At 47.3% G+C, this 22,828-nt stretch carries 18 protein-coding genes; 16 read left to right on the forward strand and 2 right to left on the reverse strand.

Annotated features, from left to right (window positions below; translation table 11 throughout):
• Positions 1-58 precede the first annotated feature (58 nt).
• The 13 genes from gyrB (at position 59) to E7588_05300 (ending at position 16,701) form a co-directional block, all read left to right on the forward strand.
• Positions 59-2,125: a DNA topoisomerase (ATP-hydrolyzing) subunit B gene (gene gyrB, locus E7588_05240; GenBank protein ID MBE6688665.1), complete on the forward strand. Its 2,067-nt coding sequence runs from the start codon at positions 59-61 to the stop codon at positions 2,123-2,125.
• Between the two features lie 66 nt (positions 2,126-2,191).
• Positions 2,192-2,515, forward strand: a complete 324-nt coding sequence (locus E7588_05245) for a hypothetical protein (GenBank protein ID MBE6688666.1) — start codon at positions 2,192-2,194, stop codon at positions 2,513-2,515.
• Positions 2,505-2,864 (forward strand): DUF86 domain-containing protein, encoded by a 360-nt coding sequence (locus tag E7588_05250; protein ID MBE6688667.1) that lies wholly within the window; start codon positions 2,505-2,507, stop codon positions 2,862-2,864. The genes E7588_05245 and E7588_05250 overlap by 11 nt, the downstream gene beginning before the upstream one ends.
• A gap of 23 nt (positions 2,865-2,887) precedes the next feature.
• Complete coding sequence (locus E7588_05255; protein ID MBE6688668.1) at positions 2,888-3,826, forward strand: 1-phosphofructokinase family hexose kinase; 939 nt, start codon at positions 2,888-2,890, stop codon at positions 3,824-3,826.
• 18 nt (positions 3,827-3,844) lie between these two features.
• Positions 3,845-6,421 carry a DNA gyrase subunit A gene (gyrA, locus tag E7588_05260; GenBank protein MBE6688669.1) on the forward strand — a complete coding sequence of 859 codons (2,577 nt, stop codon included), beginning with the start codon at positions 3,845-3,847 and terminating at the stop codon, positions 6,419-6,421.
• A 334-nt stretch (positions 6,422-6,755) separates the two neighbouring features.
• Positions 6,756-7,409 (forward strand): 4'-phosphopantetheinyl transferase superfamily protein, encoded by a 654-nt coding sequence (locus tag E7588_05265; GenBank protein MBE6688670.1) that lies wholly within the window; start codon positions 6,756-6,758, stop codon positions 7,407-7,409.
• 74 nt (positions 7,410-7,483) lie between these two features.
• Positions 7,484-7,897 (forward strand): hypothetical protein, encoded by a 414-nt coding sequence (locus E7588_05270; GenBank protein MBE6688671.1) that lies wholly within the window; start codon positions 7,484-7,486, stop codon positions 7,895-7,897.
• Positions 7,898-7,908: 11 nt separating this feature from the next.
• The gene (locus E7588_05275) at positions 7,909-9,006 is read left to right on the forward strand and encodes a UDP-N-acetylglucosamine 2-epimerase (non-hydrolyzing) (GenBank protein MBE6688672.1); all 1,098 of its coding nucleotides are present in this window, start codon (positions 7,909-7,911) and stop codon (positions 9,004-9,006) included.
• Entirely contained in the window at positions 9,000-9,680 is a 681-nt protein-coding gene (locus tag E7588_05280) for a (d)CMP kinase (protein MBE6688673.1), read from the forward strand. Before E7588_05275 ends, E7588_05280 begins: the two co-directional genes overlap by 7 nt.
• A 178-nt stretch (positions 9,681-9,858) precedes the next feature.
• On the forward strand, positions 9,859-10,494 hold the full coding sequence (locus E7588_05285) for a 1-acyl-sn-glycerol-3-phosphate acyltransferase (GenBank protein MBE6688674.1): 636 nt from the start codon (positions 9,859-9,861) through the stop codon (positions 10,492-10,494).
• A 90-nt stretch (positions 10,495-10,584) separates the two neighbouring features.
• Positions 10,585-11,466, forward strand: coding sequence for a 4-hydroxy-3-methylbut-2-enyl diphosphate reductase (gene ispH, locus E7588_05290; protein ID MBE6688675.1), 882 nt, complete (start codon positions 10,585-10,587; stop codon positions 11,464-11,466).
• Positions 11,444-12,598 carry a S1 RNA-binding domain-containing protein gene (locus E7588_05295; protein ID MBE6688676.1) on the forward strand — a complete coding sequence of 385 codons (1,155 nt, stop codon included), beginning with the start codon at positions 11,444-11,446 and terminating at the stop codon, positions 12,596-12,598. The genes ispH and E7588_05295 overlap by 23 nt, the downstream gene beginning before the upstream one ends.
• Before the next feature lie 386 nt (positions 12,599-12,984).
• Complete coding sequence (locus E7588_05300) at positions 12,985-16,701, forward strand: S-layer homology domain-containing protein (protein MBE6688677.1); 3,717 nt, start codon at positions 12,985-12,987, stop codon at positions 16,699-16,701.
• 316 nt (positions 16,702-17,017) lie between these two features.
• On the opposite strand, the gene E7588_05305 is transcribed toward E7588_05300, so the two are convergent.
• Complete coding sequence (locus tag E7588_05305; GenBank protein ID MBE6688678.1) at positions 17,018-18,391, reverse strand: DUF4832 domain-containing protein; 1,374 nt, start codon at positions 18,389-18,391, stop codon at positions 17,018-17,020.
• A 186-nt stretch (positions 18,392-18,577) separates the two neighbouring features.
• On the opposite strand from E7588_05305, the gene E7588_05310 reads away from it, so the two are divergent.
• Genes E7588_05310 through E7588_05320 form a run of 3 tightly spaced genes read left to right on the forward strand, consistent with a single transcriptional unit; the run spans position 18,578 to position 21,941 of the window.
• A complete protein-coding gene (locus E7588_05310; GenBank protein MBE6688679.1) occupies positions 18,578-19,486 on the forward strand; it encodes a hypothetical protein in 909 nt (302 codons plus the stop codon).
• Positions 19,487-19,496: 10 nt separating this feature from the next.
• Entirely contained in the window at positions 19,497-21,386 is a 1,890-nt protein-coding gene (locus E7588_05315; protein ID MBE6688680.1) for a DUF4838 domain-containing protein, read from the forward strand.
• Between the two features lie 18 nt (positions 21,387-21,404).
• Positions 21,405-21,941, forward strand: a complete 537-nt coding sequence (locus E7588_05320; GenBank protein MBE6688681.1) for a phosphodiesterase — start codon at positions 21,405-21,407, stop codon at positions 21,939-21,941.
• A gap of 106 nt (positions 21,942-22,047) precedes the next feature.
• On the opposite strand, the gene E7588_05325 is transcribed toward E7588_05320, so the two are convergent.
• Complete coding sequence (locus E7588_05325) at positions 22,048-22,716, reverse strand: hypothetical protein (GenBank protein ID MBE6688682.1); 669 nt, start codon at positions 22,714-22,716, stop codon at positions 22,048-22,050.
• Positions 22,717-22,828: the final 112 nt, after the last annotated feature.

The raw sequence follows: 22,828 nt of genomic DNA on the forward strand, positions 1-22,828 counted from the left end.
ATTCGCAAGAGCATTTAAAAAGTAATCAATAAACAAGCATATAAAAAGCGAGGTAAAAATGGCTTACGAAGTAACACAAAAATACGACGAAAACCAAATTCAGGTACTTGAAGGACTTGAAGCGGTCAGAAAAAGACCGGGTATGTACATCGGCTCAACCTCTCAGAGAGGTCTGCACCATTTGCTTTATGAAATTGTAGACAACTCCATTGACGAGGCACTGGCGGGTAAGTGTAACAAAATAACGGTTACACTGCATAATGACGGTTCGGTATCGGTTCAGGACAACGGACGAGGTGTTCCCAGCCAGATTCATAAGAAAATGGGTATTCCTACTCTTGAAGTGGTATTCACGGTGCTTCATGCCGGCGGTAAGTTCGGCGGAGAAGGCTATAAAATCTCCGGCGGTCTGCACGGTGTCGGTGCATCGGTTGTTAACGCGCTGTCCGAATGGCTGGAGGTAGTAAACTGCTACGACGGCATGGAATACACCGAACGCTTTGAAAGAGGTAAGGTGACCCGTCCCTTCAAAGAGGTGGGAAAAACCGAAAAAAGCGGTCTTTACGTGCGTTTTATGCCGGATAAGACCATCTTTGAGGAAACGGTGTACGATTATACCACCGTTCTTAACCGTCTGCGTGAGCAGGCGTTCCTTAATGCAGGTATAACCATCGAGCTGATTGACGACCGTGACCTTGAAGCGCTTCAGCAGACTCAGAACGGCGAAGGCTCCGAAAACGGCGAGACTGCGGAAAAGGTAGAGGAAACTGCCGGCGATGTAACTTACACCGAGGAGGAAAATGCTTCCGAGGAGCGTGAGGACGGCGGATATTACCGCAGAGAGAAAGAGAAAAAGTACAATAACCTTTGCTTTGAGGGCGGTATAAAGAGCTTTGTTGAGTTTCTGAACAGCAAAAAGCATGCAACTGTACTTAACGAAGAGGTAATTTACGTTTCCAGCATGGGTGAAAATACCATGGCTGAGGTGGCTTTGCAGTACACCGACGGCTACAACGAAATGCTTCTCACCTTTGCCAACAATATACACACCATCGAGGGCGGTACTCACGAAACAGGCTTTAAAACCGGACTTTCCAAGGTATTCAATGCCTATGCGCGCCGTTACGGCTATCTTAAAGCCGACGATAAGAACTTCACAGGTGAGGATGTGCGCGAGGGTATTACTGCCGTGGTCAGTGTAAAGCTGAGTGAGGCAGAGTTTGAGGGTCAGACAAAATCAAAGCTCGGTAATGCCGAAATGAAAACCATTGTGGAAGAAATGGTTACCGAAAAGCTGGGCAACTTCTTTGAGGAAAACCCTGCTGTGGCAAAAATGCTGGTTGAAAAAGCCATTATCTCCGCAAAGGCACGCGAAGCGGCTAAAAAGGCGCGCGATGCCAGCCGACGCAAAACACCTCTTGAAAGCGGAACTCTTCCCGGCAAGCTTGCCGACTGTAATGAGCGCGATGCATCTCTCACCGAGCTGTTTCTGGTCGAGGGTGACTCCGCGGGCGGTACCGCAAAGGACGGACGCGACAGTAAGTTCCAGGCAGTGCTTCCTATGAGAGGTAAAATCCTCAACGTTGAAAAGGCGCGTCTGGACCGCATTTATTCCAGTGTACAGATTCTTCCCATCATTCAGGCTATCGGCACGGGTGTCGGAAGTGAATTTGATATAGAAAAGCTGCGCTACGGCAAAATCGTCATTATGGCGGATGCCGACGTGGACGGTGCCCACATCAAAACACTGCTTCTCACCTTCTTCTTCCGCCATGCCCGTCAGCTTATCGAGGACGGTCACATCTTCTGCGCCTGCCCACCGCTTTACAAGGTATTCAAGGGTAAGCAGGTGCGTTACGCCTTCAGTGATGAGGAACGCGACCAATTTATCGAGGAGCTGGGCAACGGCGTGCAGACCCAGCGATATAAAGGTCTTGGTGAGATGAATGCCGACCAGCTCAGAGAGACTACCATGGACCCCACTACACGTACACTTCTGCGTGTAAATATCGAGGACGCGGTTGTTGCAGATGAGACCTTCAGCATACTCATGGGCGAAAAGGTTGAGCCCCGCCGTGCGTTTATCGAAGCCAACGCGAAGTACGTAACAAATCTCGATATTTAGCCCTGCCCCCAATTCGCGTAGCGACAACGCGGGAGATTGAAGTAAAACTGTCCTGCGAGGAACATTATGTTCATAACAAAAGGAGGCAAAAAATTGATTTACAGTTTATCTGAAATTCGTGAAAAGGTCAAACAGGTAGCGGACAGATACGACATAAAAGAAATCAGGCTTTTTGGTTCTTACTTTGACGGTATTCCGGATGAAAACAGCGATGTAGACCTTATTGTCAGCTACGGAGTGGGTTGTGCGGGGCTTGAGCGGATTCAGTTTATGGATGATTTGGAAATTAATCTTAAAAAGAATGTTGATGTTATCAATATAAAATTTTTGCCTGATTTTATGGCAGAAATGGATCTGACTGCGAAGGGGAGATTAATTTATGAGCGGTAGAGCATTATCGTATATAAAATTAATTATTCGGTACTGTCAGGACGTAATTGATATATCAAAATCTTTTTCAAATTCGTATGAATTTTTTCTTAAAGAAAAAAGTTCCCAATATTCCGTAAGCTTTTGTATTGAACAGATTGGGGAATTGGCTAAGAAACTGCGTGATGACGAAGGATATGCAGATAAATACCCCGATATTCCATGGAACAAAATCGCAGGTATTCGAAACCGTATTGCACATGGCTACAATACCATAGACCTTGAAATGGTATTTTATGTGTGTACAAAAAATATTCCCGAATTACTGGAAGAATTCAATCGTATTCTCAAACATGAAAGCAGTATTTAAACAGTAAAGTTTTATATAACAAAATGACTATATCTACTCTTACCTTAAACCCTGCCCTTGACCGAAGCATGATTTTTGAGGATTTCCGTGCAGGTCAGCTTAACAGGGCAATGTCCTCCGTCACCACCGTGGGCGGAAAGGGCATTAACGTGTCGCGTGTACTGAATGCATGCGGTGTACAAACCGTTGCTTACGGCTTTTACGGCGGGCAAAACGGCGAAACCATGCAAAGAATGCTGGAAACCGAGGGTGTAAGCTATAATTTCACCCGTACCCGCGCCGAAACACGCATGAATATAAAGCTTCTCACAACAGGCGGCGAAGCCACCGAAGCCAGCGAAAGCGGAGGTCCCGTGACGGCGGACGAGCTGGACGAATTATTGACAAAGCTTGACTACCATTTCAGAAACCAAAAACCTCACTGTTTTGTCATCAGCGGAAGTGCTCCAAGGGGAATTGATGTGTCGGTTTACGGTAAAATCGTAAATAATGCACGTGAAAACGGCATTAAAACGGTGCTTGACTGCGACCGCGAGGCACTGAAGCAGGGTATATCCGCTTCACCCTATCTTATAAAACCCAATCTTTTCGAGCTGGAGCAGTATGCGGGGCGCAAGCTTTTGTGCATTGAGGAAATTATCAATTTCACTCTCCGTCTGCACCGCGAAACCGGTATAAAAATACTTCTCACTCTTGCCGAAAAGGGTGCAATGTACATCGGACATGAGGGTGTATACACCGTGTCCTCGCCAAAGGTTCAAATGAGGGGCTTTACCGGTGCGGGCGACAGCTTTCTGGCAGCGTTTCTTTCCTCATATGAGGACGGCGGAAGCATTGAAACCGCACTCAGACACGCTTCAAGCTTTGCAGCGGCAAAGGTGGAGCTTGAGGGTACAAAAATTCCTGATGTAAGTGGGAAAACTAAGTATTTTGACGTAATAAAAGTAGAAAAAATCATATAAAGTATAAGGAAAAATAACATGAATGTATTTACAGAAGGACAGAATATCAGGGATATCGAGATAGATAAAGAGGTCAAAACCTCCTTTATCGACTATTCAATGTCGGTTATCGTTGACCGTGCATTGCCCGACGTGCGTGACGGTCTGAAGCCTGTTCACCGACGTATTCTCTATTCCATGTTCAACGACAGCCTGACCTATGACAAGCCTTACAGAAAGTCGGCCACCACCGTCGGTAACGTGCTGGGTCACTATCATCCTCACGGTGACGCGGCGGTTTACGACACCATGGTACGTATGGCACAGCCTTTCTCTCTGCGTTATCCTCTTATCGACGGTCAGGGTAACTTCGGTAACGTGGACGGCGACGGTGCGGCGGCTTACCGTTACACCGAGGCAAGAATGGCTAAAATCGCCAATGAAATGCTGGTTGATATTGACAAAGAGGTTGTCAATTTCATGCCTAACTTTGATAACAAATTAAAAGAACCTACCGTGCTTCCTGCACGTTTTCCCAATCTTCTGGTAAACGGCTCCATCGGTATCGCGGTCGGTATGGCGACAAATATCCCCTCTCACAATATGCGTGAGGTGGTGGACGGCACTATCTTCCTCATGGAGCATCCCGATGCGGAGATTGCCGACATTATGCAGTACATCAAAGGTCCCGACTTCCCCACCGCAGGTACGATTTACGGTACTGCCGGCATCGCTCAGGCGTACATGACGGGTAAGGGACATATTCTGGTGCGCGCAAAAACCCACTTTGAGGAAAACAAGAACCGCACATCCATTGTTGTTACCGAAATACCCTACCAGGTAAACAAGGCTATGCTGGTAATGTCCATCGCCGATCTGGTCAAGGATAAGCGCATCGAGGGCATTGCCGACCTGCGTGACGAAAGCTCCTTAAAGACGGGTATGCGTATCGTCATTGACCTTAAACGTGATGCAAATCCGCAAATTATACTGAATTTGCTGTATAAATATACCCGTATGCAGGATACCTTTGCCATCAACATGCTGGCGCTGGTGGACAACGAGCCTAAGACCCTTAACCTCAAGCAGATGCTTACTCACTATATAAATCACCAGACGGATGTAATACGTCGCCGTACCGAGTACGAGCTGAAAAAAGCTAAGGCGCGTATGCATATTTATGAGGGTTACAAAATTGCCGTTGACAATATCGACGAGGTTATCCGCATAATCCGCGCATCCAAGGACATTCCCGAGTCAAGGCTCAACCTCATAAACCGCTTCGGATTCAGCGAGGCTCAGGCTCAGGCGATTGTTGAACTGCCTTTGGGACGTTTGAGTGGCATGGAAATTGAAAATATCCTTGCAGAATTGGAGCGTCTTGCAAAATTGGTTGAAAAACTTGAGGGAATTCTTGCCGACGACGGCAAAATTCACGATATTATAAAGGAAGATTTGCAGGAAATCTCACGCAAGTACGGTGACGAACGCCGTACCGCCATTGAGGTTGCCGCTGATGATATTCTCATTGAGGACCTTATCGAAAAGCACAAGTGCGTTGTTACCGTTTCCAATACGGGCTACATCAAACGCCAGCCTGTTGATGCGTACCAGAGCCAGAACCGCGGCGGAAAGGGTATCACAGCCATGGGAACCAAGGAAGAGGACTACGTCACCAACCTTATTGTTTCCCACAGCCACAATTACCTGTTCATGTTCTCCAATTTCGGTAAGCTGTATGTCAAGAAATGTTACGAAATTCCCGAGGCTTCCCGTACCGCCAAGGGTACAAATCTTGTCAACATTCTTCAGCTTGATACAGGTGAAAAGATAACCGCCTTTGTTTCGGGCGACAAATTAAATTCCGATGCATATCTCACCATGGTTACAAAGCTGGGTGTAATCAAGCGTACCTCCATTTCCCGCTTCAAGAGCATACGCAAAGGTGGTATAATCGCCATCTCTCTTGACGAGGGCGACGAGCTTCTTTACGTATCCAAAACCGACGGCAACTGCGATATCATGATAGCCACAAATGAAGGCGCCTGCGTGCGTTTCAAGGAAGAATACATTCGCGAAACGGGACGTACCTCCCGAGGTGTAAGGGCTATCAACTTGTCGGCAGGCGGTGTTGTTGTGGGTACAACTATCATTACTCCCGAGGAAGCTGAGCTGGGCAGTAAGAAGCTTCTCACCGTCACCGAAAACGGCTTTGGAAAGCGCAGTGAAATATCTGAATTTGCCGTTCATAATCGTGGCGGTAAGGGTATGATTTGCCACAAGATTACCGAAAAAACAGGCAAGCTTGCAGGCATAGCAGGTGTTGAAGAAACCGACGATATTATGCTTATTACCGACAGCGGAATTATAATCCGTACCTCTGTAAGTCAGATTTCCACCGTCGGACGCAACGCATCGGGTGTTATCGTAATGCGTACAGGTGAAGAGGCGCGCATTGTAAGCTTCTCCCGTATAGTAAACGACGGCGAAATTGACAAAGAAGCTGAAAATGCCACCGAGGACAACACCGTTCTTACCGAAACCGATGGCGAGGATGTACCTGAAACAGATGTTGAAGATACTGCTGAAACCGAAGAAACACCCGTTGAGGAATAAAATTAATTTGCAATTCGCAATTCGCAATTTGCAATTTTCAATAAATTGTAGTAGATGGTCGTTCTGCCTTAAGCTGTGCCTTGAATGTTTCACGTGAAACAGTGCTTGCGCGTACCGAGTGTAGTACAAACATCATGCGCGCGAAGAAGTCTCACAAAGGTCTTAATTAAGAAATAAGAGCTTGCGCACGGCGGTTCGCGGTCACTGGCGTGACAGCAAACCGCGTACCGAGGTAGTACAAACATCATGCGCGCGAAGAAGTCTCGCAAAGGTCTTAATTAAGAAATAAGAGCTTGCGCACGGAAGTTCGCATATTATAATAGGAATTAAACATATGTTCACACTTTACTACTCCTGCTTTAACGATGAAAAGCAGTTGAGAGAAAACAAAAACAACGTAAAATATATCGCTCTTTCTCATTTCAGATTCAAAATGGAAAACAGCATAACTGCCGACGGTTTCTCAAAATCGGGCGATATTTCGGTAATCAATATATCCCCATATTCCGGTATTGACCTTTCAAGCGAAGGACGGAAACTGGCGAATAACGCAAACAATCGCATTGTTTACGGCAAATACGGCAAGCCCTTTTTGGCAGACGGCAAATTTTCCTTTTCGGTAAGCCATTCGGGAAAATATAATATAGTTGCCGCATGCGCCGATAATATCGGTATTGACATTCAGCTTTACGGCGATAAGCCCCGCGATTACATGAAAATCGCACAGCGCTGGTTCAACGACCGCGAAAACGCGCTTTTAAAAGCCATGCCGGACTATAACCGCGAGGAAATGTTTTACGAGATATGGAGCCGTAAGGAAGCCTACGTCAAGTTCACGGGAACGGGAATTTCGGGCATCAAAGATATTTCAACCGTGAAAAACGGCGAATTGTGCGATAAAATGCCTAACGGTCAGTTTATTTCCATGGAAAAGACGCTGTCTCCCCTTTTCCGCGAAGAAAAGTTTAAGGCAAAGATTTTTATTTAAACACAAAAATGTTTCACGTGAAACATTTTGAATAATATACACCTGCACCGCAGATACTAATTCAGGGTGATTAAATGAAGGTGTATGTTACACAAAAACCGCTGTATAACGCTCTGTGCACAAGAAATATATGTGCCGTCACAAAGATGTGCGGTGATACGGATATTGCCGCTTTGTCGGCAAATAATTGCGTTTTGCCGTACGATGCCGAGGTTTTGCTGGTTGACAGCTCTCATATTCCCAATATAACGGGAAACGGCAGATGTAAGCACATTATTTCCTGCGGAATGGGTGAAAAGGACACTCTTACCTTTTCGGCGATAGGCTTTGACAGGAGTGTGCTGTGTGTGCAGCGTGATATTAAAATGTCAAATATAACCCTCGAATGCGGAGAATTTCCCGTCAGCTACGATGAAAGGCTGTCGGTGTGGCAAAACCTTGTGTTGGGCTTTTGCGAGGCGGTAAAGCCGTATTTCGAGGGAAAATAAAGGATAAGATTATGAAAAAAGTAATGCTGGTTTTCGGAACACGCCCCGAGGCAATTAAAATGTGCCCTTTGGTAAACGAGCTGAAAAGCCGTAAAAACCTTCAGACTGTTGTATGTGTGACAGGTCAGCACCGTCAGATGCTTGACCAGGTGCTTAAAACCTTTGGTGTTACACCCGATTACGATTTGTCCATAATGCGCGATAAACAGACACTTTTTGACATCACTACAAATATTCTTAACGGTATCGGCGATGTTTTGAAGGCTGAAGCTCCCGATGTGGTTCTTGTGCACGGTGATACCTCTACCACCTTCGTTACCGCACTGGCATGTTTCTACTTGCAGATTCCCGTGGGTCACGTTGAGGCAGGCTTGCGTACATATAATATATACTCTCCATACCCCGAGGAATTTAACCGTCAGGCTGTGGGAATTATTTCAAAGTTTAATTTCTCCCCCACTCAGCTTTCGGCGGATAACCTCATTAAAGAGGGCAAAGACAAAAATTCCATCTATATTACGGGTAATACTGCCATTGATGCGCTGAAAACCACCGTCAGAGCGGATTATTCCCATGAGCATCTGGATTGGGCGAGCGACAGCCGTCTTATTATGATAACGGCACACAGACGTGAAAATCTGGGCGAGCCCATGAGAAATATGTTCCGCGCGATACGCCGTATAATGGACGAAACTCCCGATATAAAGGCGATTTATCCCATACATATGAACCCTGTTGTCCGCGCCACGGCAGATGAAATACTCAAGGGATGTGACAGAATACGCATAATCGAGCCGCTTGAAGTGGTGGATTTCCACAATTTCCTGTCCCGTTCCTACCTTATACTTACCGACAGCGGCGGAATCCAGGAGGAAGCACCCTCACTGGGCAAGCCTGTGCTGGTTATGCGTGATACCACCGAGCGTCCCGAGGGCATTGCCGCAGGTACGTTGAAGCTTGTAGGTACCGATGAAAGTGTTATTTATAACACTTGCCGTACCCTGCTGGACGACAGGGCGGAATACGACAAAATGGCAAAAGCTGCCAATCCGTACGGTGACGGTACCGCATGTAAGCAAATTGCAGATATTTTGGAGAGAGAATTATGATAAATATCGCCATAGACGGCCCTTCGGGTGCCGGAAAAAGCAGTCTTGCCAAGGCACTTTCCGCAAAGCTTGGTTACATTTATGTTGACACGGGTGCGCTGTACCGCTCGGTAGGGCTTTATGTGCGTACTAAAAATATTGACCCTCACGACGAGAATGCCGTGAAAGCGGTTCTTGGCGAAATTAACCTTGAATTACGCTTTGAAAACGGCAGTCAGAGCGTGTATCTTAACGGCGAAAACGTCAACGGGAAAATCAGAACTCCCGAAATGTCCATGTATGCCTCGGCGGTGTCGGCATTGCCGTCGGTGCGTGCGTTTTTGTTGGATTTGCAAAAGGATATTGCCCGCAAAAACAACGTTATTATGGACGGACGCGATATCGGAACGGTCATTCTGCCGAATGCACAGGTAAAGATTTTTCTTACCGCATCGGACGAAAAACGTGCTAAACGCCGTTATGACGAGCTTATCGCCAAGGGCGAAAGCGTGACCTATGAAAAGGTATATGAGGAGCTTGTTCAGCGCGATAAAAATGACAGTACCCGCAAAACCGCCCCTGCCGTAAAGGCGCCCGACGCCGTTTTACTGGATAACGGCGGACTGAATTTGGAAGAAACTGTCAATGAGGCACTTGAAATAATTCGCAATGCGCAATGCGCAATGCGCAATTAAGGAAATTTTTCGCTAATGCGAAAAATAATTTGTATGCGAACTGTCGGAAGAATACCCTGTTCTTCTAACAGGATTTTGAAGATTTTGCATAGCAAAATCAACCGAAATTGCACATTGCGAATTGCGCATTGAGCATTTGTCAAACCCTTGTTTGAAAATATTTTTAAAAGGATAACATATGAAACCCATAGTATTTTTTTCGTACGTACTCACTCCCTTTGTCCGCGTTTTGCTGTGGACAAAAATAAAGGGCAAGGAGAATCTGCCCGGGACCGACGGGCCAGTAATATTCTGTGCTAACCATTTTTCCAACTGGGACCCCCCTGTCGTAAGCACCTCCTGCCGGCTTCCCTACCGCTATATAGCCAAAAAAAGCCTGTTTACAAAGCCTGTGCTGGGAAGCATTTTAAAATGGTTCGGATGCATACCCGTTGAACGTGATTCCCGCGATGTGGCGTCTCTCAGAACGGCGATTTCCGCCGCGAAAGAGGGTCAGCCCGTCATGATTTTCCCCCAGGGAAAGCGCATAAAGGGTACACCGCCTCAGCCCGACGAGGCAAAAAAGGGTATCGCTCTCATGATAGCCATGACTAATGCCACGGTGGTTCCCATGGGGCTTTACACCAAGGGCTATAAGGCGCGTATTTTCCGCCGTTATTATGTGAATATAGGCGAGCCCATTACTCCCGAAATGTACCGTCCTTTGCTGGACGAGGGCGACAAGGCGACCAGATTTGACAGAGTTACAGAAATGATTTTCGGCAGGGTGTGCGAGCTGGCAAAGCCCGAAAATGCAGTGAAATCCGACAAATAACAAGATAATGCCTCCCTTGCCTATAAGGGCACATTACTGCTCTGCAGTAACGTTGGGGGACCACCGTAGGGGGTGGTGGAGGGATTTAATATGAAAATTATAAAATCCTCACTTGCGGGCTTTTGCTTCGGTGTAAGGCGCGCGGTAGATATAATTTACGAGGAGCTTGAAAAGAATACGCATAAAATATACACTCTGGGCAAGATAATCCACAACGACGATTTTAATGCCGAGCTGGAAGAAAAGGGCGTTGAAATAATATCGGCGGACGAGCTTGATAAGGTGAATCCCGAAAATTCGGTGGTAATTCTGCGTGCCCACGGTTCATTGGTGCAGACCTACGAGGAATTGAAGCGCCGCGGTATAAGGTACATAGACACCACCTGCCCGTATGTTGCAAAAATTCAGAATATCGCTTCCTCTGAAAAGAGCGAGGATACGCAGGTCTTCATAATCGGCGACCGGGACCATCCCGAAATACAGAGCATTTGCAGTTTTGCCCGTCTGGGCATAGAAAACGACAATGTGCATGTGTTTAAGGACGCTTCGGAGCTGGAGGAACATTCACGAAAATTTAACCATTTGTACGATAAACGGACAATTTTATTCGCGCAGACAACTCAAAAAATAGACGAATGGAAAAAATGTTTGAATATTGCGCGAAAACTATATACAAATCTCACGATTTTTGATACAATATGTAACGTGACTGAAAAAAGACAGCTGGATGCGGAGGCTATTTCCAAAGAGGTTGACCTTATGCTGGTTATCGGCGGAACGGACAGCTCCAATACCAAAAAGCTGGCTCAGATAACGTCAAAAAACTGCCTGACGCGGCATATAAGAAATGCGTCGGAAATACCATTTGATATTATACAGCCCGAAATGGCTGTTGGTATAACTGCCGGTGCTTCAACACCGGACAGAATTATTGAGGAGGTTACTCAAAATGTCAGAAGTAAAAAATCTTGATGAAAACATGAGTTTTCAGGAACTGCTGGATCAGTCGTTCAAAACTTTACATACAGGAGAAAAGGTAACAGGTATCATTACAGCCGTAATGCCGAATGAAATCCAGGTCGACCTGGGCGTTAAACACACCGGTATTCTTCCCTTTGATGAAATTACCGAGGATTCGTCCTTTGACGTTGCCGCTAACTTCAAGGTTGGCGACGAAATTACCGTAGTGCTGACTAAGTTCAGCGACTCCGAGGGTATTGTAATGCTTTCCAAGAAGAAAGCTGATTCCGAAAAATCCTGGACAGCCGTTGCCGAGGCTTACGAAAGCCAGGCTATCCTTTCCGGCAAGGTTGTTGAAGCGCTGGAGCGCGGTATCATTGTATACAGCGGCGCATCCAGAATATTTGTTCCCGGTAAGCTTACCGGTCTCTCCAAGGACGCTGACCTTAAGTCCATGGTTGGTAAGACTGTTGATTTCAGAATAATTGAAATCGACGAGCTCCGCCACCGCGCAAAGGGCTCCATCAGAAGCGTTCTGGATGAAGAAAAGAAAAAGGTTGCAGACGCATTCTGGGCTTCTGCTGAGGTTGGCACCGTTTACGACGGTGTTATCAAGTCCATCACCGATTACGGCGTATTCGTTGATATCGGCGGCGTTGAGGGTATGGTTCACATCTCCGAGCTTGCCTGGAAGAGAGTTAAGCATCCTACCGACGTTGTTTCCATGGGCCAGCAGATAAAAGTATTTATCAAGGCTCTCGATCCCGAGCAGCGCAGAATTTCTCTGGGCTACCGCACCGAGGACACCAATCCCTGGAACATCTTCACCTCTAAGTACGCTATCGGCGACGTTGCTAACGTTAAAATCGTTGGTCTTACCGCATTCGGCGCATTTGCTGAAATCGTTCCCGATGTTGACGGTCTCATCCACATTTCCCAGCTGGCTGACCGCCGTGTAAACAAGGTTGACGAGGTTGTTAAGGTTGGCGATACCGTTGATGTTAAGATTATCGACATCGACACCGAAAAGAAGAACATCAGCCTTTCCATACGCGCTCTTATCGAGCCCCAGGAGGCTGAAGCTCCCGCAGAAGAAGCAGAGGCAGAGGTTTACAGCACCGACGCTCCCGCAGATGCTGAATAATCGACTTTTAAAAGACTTACGAAAACCGCGGAAAAACTTCCGCGGTTTTTTTTATTGTTTGTGTACGCAGTTTTTACCCACCTGCGCAAGCCGAGCCGATCCGCGTACTGACAACGCGGAAAATTAAGCGTAATTGACACGCGAGGTACATTCGCAGATTGCCGTCATTACGTTAACTGTTAATTTTATAAAATTTTTACAGTGCGAAAAATTTCGGTCAATGATAATCTTTCTAAAAAAACGGAATATTATCTTATTTAGTGTTAATACTGTAATCAAAAAATGCTGATTTTACACATTTTTTGATATAATGTATTGACTTTTGCTATTACTTTTGTTATAATTTTTTTACACCCCGGTGTATAAAAAATTATAAGGAGAACGAAATGATGAAAAAGGTCACGGCATTTTTGTTTTGTGCAATTATTCTTTTTGTCTGCATGCTGAGTGTTTCGGCGGCAGACTACGTTATTTGGGATTTTACCGATCCCATTGCGGCGTCCGAGTGGACAGGCACTCCCGAAGCTGAACTGGAGATCACCGAGCACGGTCTTAAGATTTCCGGTGAGGGCGATAACCTCAACATCAGTGTAAAGGTGAATGAAGAGGTTCTTCTGGACGATTACAGCTATGTAGTATTTGAATATACCGGCTCGGATGTGGGCGGCGGATTCCAGCTTTACCACTGGACAAGCACAAGCACAGGCTTCCCCTACATTTCCTCTTATTCCGGAAGCTGTGATGTAGGTGTTGTCAGACAGCATATTTTTGACCTTAAGGCCACTCCCTTTGAAACGGCACATTGGACAGGCAAGCTCACCAATCTGCGTATCGACCCTTTCCGCAACCAGACCAGACGTGAGATGATAATAAAGTCCCTGGGCTTCTTCAAGGATGCCGATACATATGATACATATGTCAAGGAAAAGGCATCTGCGGCTATCCCCTACGGTCAGCCCATAATGCTTTACAACCCTGCACTTACAAATCCCATTTTCCCCCTGACGGGCAGTAACTGTGTCATCGACTATAAGGATAACTACGCGATAGTTACCTCCACCAACGGACCCGAAGAAAAAGCGGGCAACACAGGCGACCCCAACTTCTCTGTTAACGCGGGCTTTGACGGAACCAGATGGCAGTGGATGAAGATACGCCTGAAAAACCTTTCCGAAGCTACCCATTTTGAAATGCATTTTGTTTCCGATGCCACCAACGGCACTCTCACCGGTGCCAGCTGTACCCACTTCCCCATTTCAAGCTTTGATGAGGAATTTGTGGAATACATCGTTAATGTAAAGGACGCAAACCTTAATTCCCAGAGCGTAAATAACAATATTCTGGAGGATACCATGTGGAAGGGTAATATCCGCCAGATACGCTTCGACTGTATGTGGAAAGCCGAACCCTCGGGTCAGATGCCCACAGGCAGTCAGATGTACATCGACTACATAGGCTTCTTCAGAAGCGAAGCCGAGGCGAAGGCATTTACACCCGACCCCTCCACCGAAATCGAAAAAGCCAAAAAGAATACGGGCGCTCCCACCCCTACATGGATATTCGACAACGAGGAGATAATAAGCACCATAAGCACCTGGTCTGTTGATTTGAGCCTGAGCGGCGGTGCACTCAAGGTTATCCCCACCACCGAGGACCCCTGCCTTGAAATGAGACTTCCCTTCACCTTTGACAGTGCGGAATTCCCCATTTTCGCTTACCGTCACAAGACAGACTCCACCGTGGGCGTTCTTGCTATGTTCTATTCCAGCGATAAGGGTGCAAACCCTTCCAATACCAATGTCGGTATAAGCGTTGATAACAGCGGTGTATGGTCCAATGTTATTGTGGATATGTCTACACACGAAAGAGCCAAGGAAACCTGGCACGGCAATATCACAGGTCTGCGTATCGACCCCATCAACGGTCTTGACCTGGAGGCTGAAATCTATATCGACCGCTTCGGCTTCTTCCGCACAAGAGGCGAGGCTATGGCGTTCCTCAACGAGGGCATAACCGCCATGGATTACAGCAAGCCTGCCGCCTTTACCGCGGATTATCAGAAGGCAATTATCCCCGGCGGCACTCTTTACGAGGGCTATAAAGAGAGCGACTTCCTGCTCAGCTCCACCACACCCTCAGGTGTAGGTACAAGCCCCGTTGTTATACGCACCGACGCTGACGGCAAGCAGGAAATTGTTGCACTGGGCTATACCAATGACAACGGCTTTACCTCATTTGTGGCAAACAAGCCCGCAAATTACACTCTCGGCTATAACCATAAGACCTACACCGACATTGCAGGTCACTGGGGCGAGGGATATATAAACTTCGTTTCCGACAGAACCCTGTTCGGCGGAACCTCTCCTACCGAGTTCAGTCCCGAGCTTGCTATGACCAGAGGTATGTTCATTACCGTTCTGGGACGTATGCACGGCGTTGACACCTCCAAGTACGACGGAAACACCGGCTACGGCGACGTACCCGTTACCGAATACTATGCACCCTACATTCAGTGGGCAAAAGAAAATAACCTCATGGCACCTCTTTCCGAAGTGACCTTCGGTGCAGAGGACCCCATCTACCGCGAAACCATGGCGGCTGTTATCGCAAACTACGCTAAATTCTCAGGCTTTAATATGGTGGGTTATGCAGACGTCATCAACTTCAGCGACCTTGCAGGCGTTGATGCGACTACCGTTGAAGCAATTGAGTTCGTTCAGAAGCTGGGTATTATCAACGGTAAGGGCGGCACCACCTTTGACCCCAAGGGCTATTCCACCCGTGCAGAGGTTGCCACCGTTATGGAGCGTGTGATAAAGACCGCACTGGGCGTTAATACCGCTTCCACTGCCTATACCCCCGATTACTTCACCCGTGACCGCATCAGAATAGGCGCATGGGGCTTCCAGTCAGATTTTGCCAACGAGTACGGCATGCAGAAGCTTCGTGACCTGGGTGTTGACTGGCTGATACACAGCGGTGCAGTTTCCTCTGTCTACACACGTGACATTGTTCTCAACTATGCCGATAAGTACGGCATTGCAATAAACGCCGCCGATGCTTCCGTAGGCAGCAGTTCGGTTGATGACCCCAACTGGAATCCTGCCGTGAAGGCTTCCGAATATATGCATCATCCCTCTTTCGTAGGTCACTTCTTCTCCGACGAGCCCGGTACCGACTATCACCCCATGCTGGGCGCACTCAGCAAGAAGTACCGCGAATTAATGCCGGGCAAGACTCCTTTTGTAAATCTGCTTCCCATGTATGCCAACGCGGCACAGCTCAAAATGAGCGGCGGCGCAGCGGCTATCGAGTATTACGATGCTGACCCCAACCTTTACAAAAACTACCTGCAGAGCTGGTTTGACCACACCGATTCCGACTTCATCTGCGTTGATATCTATCCTCTCTTCGGTACCACAGGTCAGCCCGAAACCTGGAGAACCTACGGTGATTATTGCGAATCCGTCAACCTTGTGGCTGAAGCGGCACGCAATAACAATGCAGAGTTCTGGTGCTGTATCCAGGCTAACGGCTGGACCACCGACAGACGCGACCCCGGCGTGCAGGGCTATCGCTTCCAGAGCTACACTCTCCTCTCATACGGCTGTACCTCCATTCTTCTGTGGTCTATGGACAGCGGTGATGACGAAAACGCATTGTTTAACCCCAAAACAGGCGGAGTAAATCAGCCCATCTATGATGACTGTGCAAAGGTTATGTGGGAAATTAAAAAGCTCTCCGATACCTACATTCAGTATAAGAACCTGGGCGCATTCACTCTCAATTGCACCGATTCTACTCCCTGGCTGAAGATGACCAATGAGTACAAGGACTTCACCGTTCTTTCCGAAACTGTTTCCGACGAGCCTCTTCTCATCGGTTGCTTCGACAAGAAGGACGGCGCGGGACACGCATTCACGGTTGTTAACATGACCAACCTTGGCGAATTCAAGCCCGCAACCCTTAAGTTCAAAATCGCTCAGCCTCTCACCGTAACCCTTTACGATGAAGCTGTTCCCACCGTTCTCACTGCGGACGCAGAGGGATATTATACCATAAATCTCGACTCCGGCGACGGTGTATTCGTTACAGTGGGTTAAAATAACCGCAATACTTTGTTGCCTGCGGGATGTCAAAGGCAGTCATTTACATCCGTGTAAACTCCTGCCTTTGCCGCCCTTGGCGCCGCGTCTTGCGGCATTTTAACCTCACTGTATTGTGAGATAACCGCAAATACTTTGTTGCCTGCGGGATAGTGAAAACCTCACAATATCACAAATTAAGTCTATATCAAAAAAGACAGAGAATTTTTAAGTTCTCTGTCTTTTATGTTTTGTATATAAAATATTCTGCGCGAATTACGGCAAGGGTACATGCGCGCAAGGCTTGAAGTGCGGGTGTGGCATTGCCCCTGCTTTATTCAACAATAATCTTTCCGACCCGATAGAATTTGCCGTTTCTTTCGGCATCAGTGGCAAGGTAAATCATGTCAACGTTTTGGTCATACATGCCGATTTCCACGTGATATTTGCCTGACGGTATATTTTGAGGAACGGTCACGCCCACGGTGCAGGTATGCTTGCCGGGAAGCCAGTTTCGTATGTCAACTCCGGTGGACATCTCAAAGCTTGCTTTTTCGTTCCAAAAACGCACGACAAAGGGCACACGATGGTAAATGGGCGCAACACCCACGTTTTCAATGCCCATTTCAAAGGCGCATACAGCTCCCGCGCTTGTTTTCTCGGGTGAGGTGAAATAGTCGAGGGTGAAATGGTATCCCATTTTGCTCAGCCAGTATTCCACTTTTTCTTTCCATTCAAAGGGTATGGGCAAGGATTTGGGGTTCAGTGTGCTTATGTGCGCCTCGAGAGTGAAGTCGATAACATCGTCGATATTCCAGCCCTTGCGCTTCCATTCGCACAGCCACCAGTAGGATTCAAATGACACAGGCGCTCTTTTCCACAAATCCGCATTCTGAAGCACACGGGGCGGATAAAGAATGGTTGTGTGTCCCGGCTCGCCAAGACCGTCACCGCGCCAGCCCACGTCGGCATAGCGGTTGGCATAGTGCAGTAATTCGGGTCGGGAAATCTGGCTCATTAGCTGAGTGTTTTTGAACACGTCAAGATAAGTATCCACAATATTTTTAAGTGATTCGGGTGAATAAAGGTGCAGATTATGACCCTCGCCCCAGCTTCCGGGCAGGGAAATATCCACCGTTTCAAGCACGGGGTTACTGTCAAATCTCTCACCCAGCTTTCGTACCGCCAGTGTGAAAAGCTCCAGAAACAGCGGGTCTGTGGGCGAATCCTTTACGCGCTTGCCGTCGGGGCGCTCGGGACAAGGGATAAGCTCCTTAAGCCAGTCGGGTACGTCATCACGGGCACGGGTGCTGTGCGCCATAAGGCGGAACATAACCGTTTGCTTGTGAGCTTTTGCCTTGTCAAGAATGTTTTGAATAAAATCGTAGTTGTATTTTCCCCTTTCGGGCTCAAATTCCTTCCACAATATGCGTATGTAGACCACCGAGCTGTCGGGATACCAGCCCTCCTCAAGACCGTTGTGCTGTACGTATTCGGGGACGGGATAGCATTCGTAATGCTCCGTTTCGCAGTAGTTATTTTCGGGTTTAACCACGCAATCGGAATAAATGGGCTCACCGCGGAAGTGCTGAAAGCTTACTATACCGATAAACGGATTTTGCGCTTCCTCGGGCTTATAATTGAATTTTTCGCATTTTGTAGCGTCTCTTACAACCATTTGTTTTCTCCTTGTTTTTGATAAGAACATTATATATTATTTTCGGAAAAAGGTCAATAAAATTTGAGAGGTTTTAAAAATTAATGTGAAAAAGTGCGCTGATTGTGAATTTATTACATAAAATCGAGAAAAAATAGCTGCTGCTGTTTACTTTTTTTGAAAAATATGCTATAATCGTTGTGCAATGTGTTAAAATTGATATTCAAGGAGAGGCTTATGAAGTTTTTGCTTTTTTCAGACTTTCACTATGTGCCCGGAACCTTTTTGAAGGGTGATATTGAGGGGATGAAGGAGATACTCGATGCCGCCGAAAGGGAAAAGGTGGATTTTATTATCCATGCGGGAGATTTGTGCCACGGGCCCTCTCACGTTGCGGATTTTGTGAGTAATATCAACGATTTTCACATCCCCGTATACCACTGTCTGGGCAATCATGATGCCGACCGCACTCCCTACGAGGATGTGCTCAAGTACTATAATATGCCCGACGGTTACTATTATTTTGATGATTACGGCTGTCGCATGATAGTTTGCGACCCCAATTATTATCTGCTGGACGGCGAGTATGTGAAATACTCCATGGGCAACTACTATGCCCATCCCGACGAAAGAGACTGGATGCCTCCCGAACAGCTGGCATGGCTGGAAAAGACCATTGATGAGTCTCCCCTGCCGTGTATTCTCATCAGCCACGAAAGCTTTGAGCGCTGTGACGGTGTAAAAAACCGCTATGACGTGCAGAAAATCATAAATGAAGCCAACAAAAAGAACAAAAACCGCGTTCTGATGTGCATAAACGGACACCATCACCGCGATTTTATACGTGTGCTTGATAACGTTATATATTTTGATATGAACTCCTCCTCCTACGACTGGGTGGGCAAGCCCCACAACGCTTTCCCGGAGGAGCTGTGCAAAAAGCATTGTGCACTCAACAAGACCGTTGTGTTTAACAGCCCTCTTTATGCCATTGTGACGGTCGAAGGCTCACGGGTGAAGATAAAAGGAATGGAAACCACCATGTTTATGGGCATCAACCGCCGTGAAATCGGCTATCCCGTTTACGATGACGCAGGACGCGAGGTAACCCCTGCTGTGCAGAATGCGGATATAACACTGAGGTAAGGAGTGTATCATGAAATTAACAAAAGAAACAAAAATAAGCATTGTTACTCCATTAAATGCTTCTCCTCGCGAGGATTTTTCCGCAGAGGAGCTTAAAAAGTACTTAAAACAGATACTCGGCTGTGATGCCGAAATATGCCGTGAGCCTGCATCTGACAGCTTCAGCTTCATTTTGGGTGCACCGTCGCGAAACCAATATACGGCAAGGTATATGACGGTGCAGGATTTCAACGCCCTTGTGCCCGGTCCCGAAGGTATGATGATTAAATGTGCCGATGAAAACACTATCATTCTTGCGGGAAGTGACGGAGATTTCGAGGCGGAATACGAAAGAGGCACTCTCTATGCCGTGTACGAATTTCTGGAAAGGTATATGGGTGTAAGCTTTGCGGCATACGTTAACCCCGATATTGCGGGCGGAGACGAGATACCGGTGCTTGACGAGTGGGAAAACGACGGCTTTGAGTACACAAAGCCCCGTGCCGACCTCCCCTACCGCACGGCAATCGTGCAGTACGGCGACGCACAGGGTAATTCCGACCACGGGCTTAATATCTCCTTTTTCGACTGGCTGGCACGCAACCGCTACAACCGCATACTGACCTGGGGCGGAATTTACGACGGCTACAAGAAAAGCGGTCTGCTTGAAGAAGCTCTCAAGCGCGGAATACGTTTTACGGTGGGTCACCATGCCGCGCCAAAAATGTTTTTGCCACCCATGGGTAACGAATATTTCCCCGAGCATTACTACCAGACCCATCCCGAGTATTATAAGCTTAAATCCGACGGCACACGCTTTTACTCCGACGGCTTTTACGGTCAGTGGATATTCTGCAGCCGTAACGAGGAGCTTATTGAGGAGATTTCGGGCAATATTATAAAATGGGTATCCGATAACCCTGCGGTGGATATTATCGCTCTGTGGCCGCAGGACGGCAGAGATGAGCAATGTCAATGTGAGGAGTGCAGTAAGTACTCCAAGGTCACTAACTACACCTATTTCCTCAATGCCGTTGCAAAGCGCGTAAGCGCGGTGCATCCCCACGTTAAAATTGATATGCTGGTGTATGTCGACCTGTGGGAGCCGCCGGCAGAATTGGAATTGGAGCCTTGCCTCATGATAGACGAGGCAACATGGCATTCCACCGGTCTGCGCAAGGCGGGCGCTCATGACGGAAGCGGCATTATCGGCACTCACTTTGAAAACACTCTGCTTCAGTGGCATGAGCTGGGCGCGGAAGTGGTGTATTATGACTATTATATGGGTGTTTACCCCGCCAGAAACCGCCTTATTCCCATGGCAGATGAGCTTAATCCCCTTTATAACCGCTTTGTGGAAAAGGGCATTATGGGAAGCGGAACCCAGATAGAATGCTACAATTTGTGGAATCACATTTTCAATTTTTACTGCTTTGCCCGCACGGCATATGATACCGGATTGACGGTGGACACCAATCTGGAGCGATTCAGCCGTATTTTCGGCAAGGGCGCGCCTTATATCTGCGAGATTATCAAAAAAACCGAGGATTTTCTTGAGGGTCAGCAGGATATTCAGAGGGCGGGAAGATTCATGATGCTGAATATAGACAAAAATGAGCTTTATGCCCTGTTTGACAAGGCGCTGGACGCCGCCGACACTCCCCGTCACCGCAATAATGTCCGCATGATACGCATGGCGTTCCGTTACAGCGATGTTGAAAGCACCGAGGTGGCATTCAATGAAGTGCCCACCTACACATCACTGCGACCCTATATTGACAAAAGCGGTGAGCTTTACTATATGTCCCGCTTTGACAGCTTCAAGCACAATGACCCGGGGTACGGCATTATGATTCCCGTTGACTGTCCCGAAAGCGATAAATTCATACCCGACAGATGGTATGAATTTGAAAATAAATAATATCTGAGAGGAAAATATATGAAAATAGTTATTGCATCCGACCTTCACGGCTCGGCTCATTACTGCCGTATGCTGATAGGACGTATACACGAGGAAAAGCCCGACAGAATTCTTCTTTTGGGCGATATACTGTATCACGGACCGCGCAACGCACTGCCTGAGGAATACAGCCCTCCTGCTGTGTGCGATATGCTCAATCCCCTTGCAAATAAAATTATCTGTGTCCGCGGTAACTGCGACGGCGAGGTGGACGGCATGGTGCTGAAATTCCCGGTGCTCAACCCCACTGCACTTATCTGCGACGGAGATTTTATCTTCACCGCCGTTCACGGACACCATCTTGATGACAATTCCGTAATTTCCCCTGCCGAGGGCGATGTTGTGCTGTACGGTCATACCCATATTCCCGACGACAGTGTGAGAAACGGTGTGCGCTACATCAATCCCGGCTCGGTATCTATCCCCAAGGAGAATTCGCCTCACAGCTACATTGTATATGAAAACGGCACTTTCACGCATAAAGACCTGATGACGGGGAAAGCGTACAGAAACTGAGTTTGCCCGTTGGGCAAGTGAAGTTAACTGAAGAGAGTGAGCTTCACTGTGTGCTCCAAATCAAGATAAATTACAAAAACCGTGGATCTCTCCACGGTTTTTGATTTTAAAATTTAGTTCTCCATTCCTTCCCCAGCTTTTTTTCAAGGTAGTCCGCCGCGCGTTGATAAATACGTGCATCAATGGGCTGACGGTGGGTGTCGGTGCCGATAAAGCGGATATAGCCATTGTTTACGTAGTATGCCAGACGTTTTCGCACAAAAGGAACGGCAAAGCTTTTCATATTCACTTGCGAAAGACATCCTATATCAAGAAACTCCTTGAAAAAATCTTCGTTATACATTATGTAGGGATAACGCTCGATGTGTGCTAATACGGGGGTTATTTTATAGGCAGAAATCAGCCTTTTGCACAGCTTGAGCATATGCTTGCCGTCGAAAATGCCGTAGGACAGCTCGGTCAGAAGGTATTTTTTATTACCAAGGGTTATGCACAGGTCAGTTATATCCTGAGCGTTGAAGAGGTATTCATGCAGATAGCACTCGCAGGCGACAGAGATATTTTTATCCGCGCAGTGCTTTTTAAAGCTTTCCACAGCGCGGTCTCGGCGAGCGATAAAATTACCCGAGGTCTCGCGCGTGGGGTAAAAATGCGGTGTCAGAACAGTGCTGTCAAAGCCTATGCATTCAAGCTCGTCCAAAAGCGCCAGCGCTTCGTCGGCGGTTTTACAGCCGTCGTCTACACAGGGCAAAAGATGAGTGTGCAGGTTTAACATACATGTAAAGTCCCTTCGGTTTAGTTTGACAATTCGCAATGTGCAATGCGCTTCGCGATGCAATTCGCAATGCGCAATTCGCAATTCGCAATTGAGGAAGATTTTGCTACGC

Source organism: Oscillospiraceae bacterium, from assembly GCA_015065085.1.
Lineage (GTDB): Bacteria > Bacillota > Clostridia > Oscillospirales > SIG627 > SIG627.

Coding starts and splice junctions, on each gene's coding strand:
- gyrB (MBE6688665.1), top strand. CDS start 59: ATGGCTTACGAAGTAACACAAAAATACGACGAAAACCAAATTCAGGTA.
- E7588_05245 (MBE6688666.1), top strand. CDS start 2,192: ATGTTCATAACAAAAGGAGGCAAAAAATTGATTTACAGTTTATCTGAA.
- E7588_05250 (MBE6688667.1), top strand. CDS start 2,505: ATGAGCGGTAGAGCATTATCGTATATAAAATTAATTATTCGGTACTGT.
- E7588_05255 (MBE6688668.1), top strand. CDS start 2,888: ATGACTATATCTACTCTTACCTTAAACCCTGCCCTTGACCGAAGCATG.
- gyrA (MBE6688669.1), top strand. CDS start 3,845: ATGAATGTATTTACAGAAGGACAGAATATCAGGGATATCGAGATAGAT.
- E7588_05265 (MBE6688670.1), top strand. CDS start 6,756: ATGTTCACACTTTACTACTCCTGCTTTAACGATGAAAAGCAGTTGAGA.
- E7588_05270 (MBE6688671.1), top strand. CDS start 7,484: ATGAAGGTGTATGTTACACAAAAACCGCTGTATAACGCTCTGTGCACA.
- E7588_05275 (MBE6688672.1), top strand. CDS start 7,909: ATGAAAAAAGTAATGCTGGTTTTCGGAACACGCCCCGAGGCAATTAAA.
- E7588_05285 (MBE6688674.1), top strand. CDS start 9,859: ATGAAACCCATAGTATTTTTTTCGTACGTACTCACTCCCTTTGTCCGC.
- ispH (MBE6688675.1), top strand. CDS start 10,585: ATGAAAATTATAAAATCCTCACTTGCGGGCTTTTGCTTCGGTGTAAGG.
- E7588_05295 (MBE6688676.1), top strand. CDS start 11,444: ATGTCAGAAGTAAAAAATCTTGATGAAAACATGAGTTTTCAGGAACTG.
- E7588_05300 (MBE6688677.1), top strand. CDS start 12,985: ATGATGAAAAAGGTCACGGCATTTTTGTTTTGTGCAATTATTCTTTTT.
- E7588_05305 (MBE6688678.1), bottom strand. CDS start 18,391: ATGTTCTTATCAAAAACAAGGAGAAAACAAATGGTTGTAAGAGACGCT.
- E7588_05310 (MBE6688679.1), top strand. CDS start 18,578: ATGAAGTTTTTGCTTTTTTCAGACTTTCACTATGTGCCCGGAACCTTT.
- E7588_05315 (MBE6688680.1), top strand. CDS start 19,497: ATGAAATTAACAAAAGAAACAAAAATAAGCATTGTTACTCCATTAAAT.
- E7588_05320 (MBE6688681.1), top strand. CDS start 21,405: ATGAAAATAGTTATTGCATCCGACCTTCACGGCTCGGCTCATTACTGC.
- E7588_05325 (MBE6688682.1), bottom strand. CDS start 22,716: ATGTTAAACCTGCACACTCATCTTTTGCCCTGTGTAGACGACGGCTGT.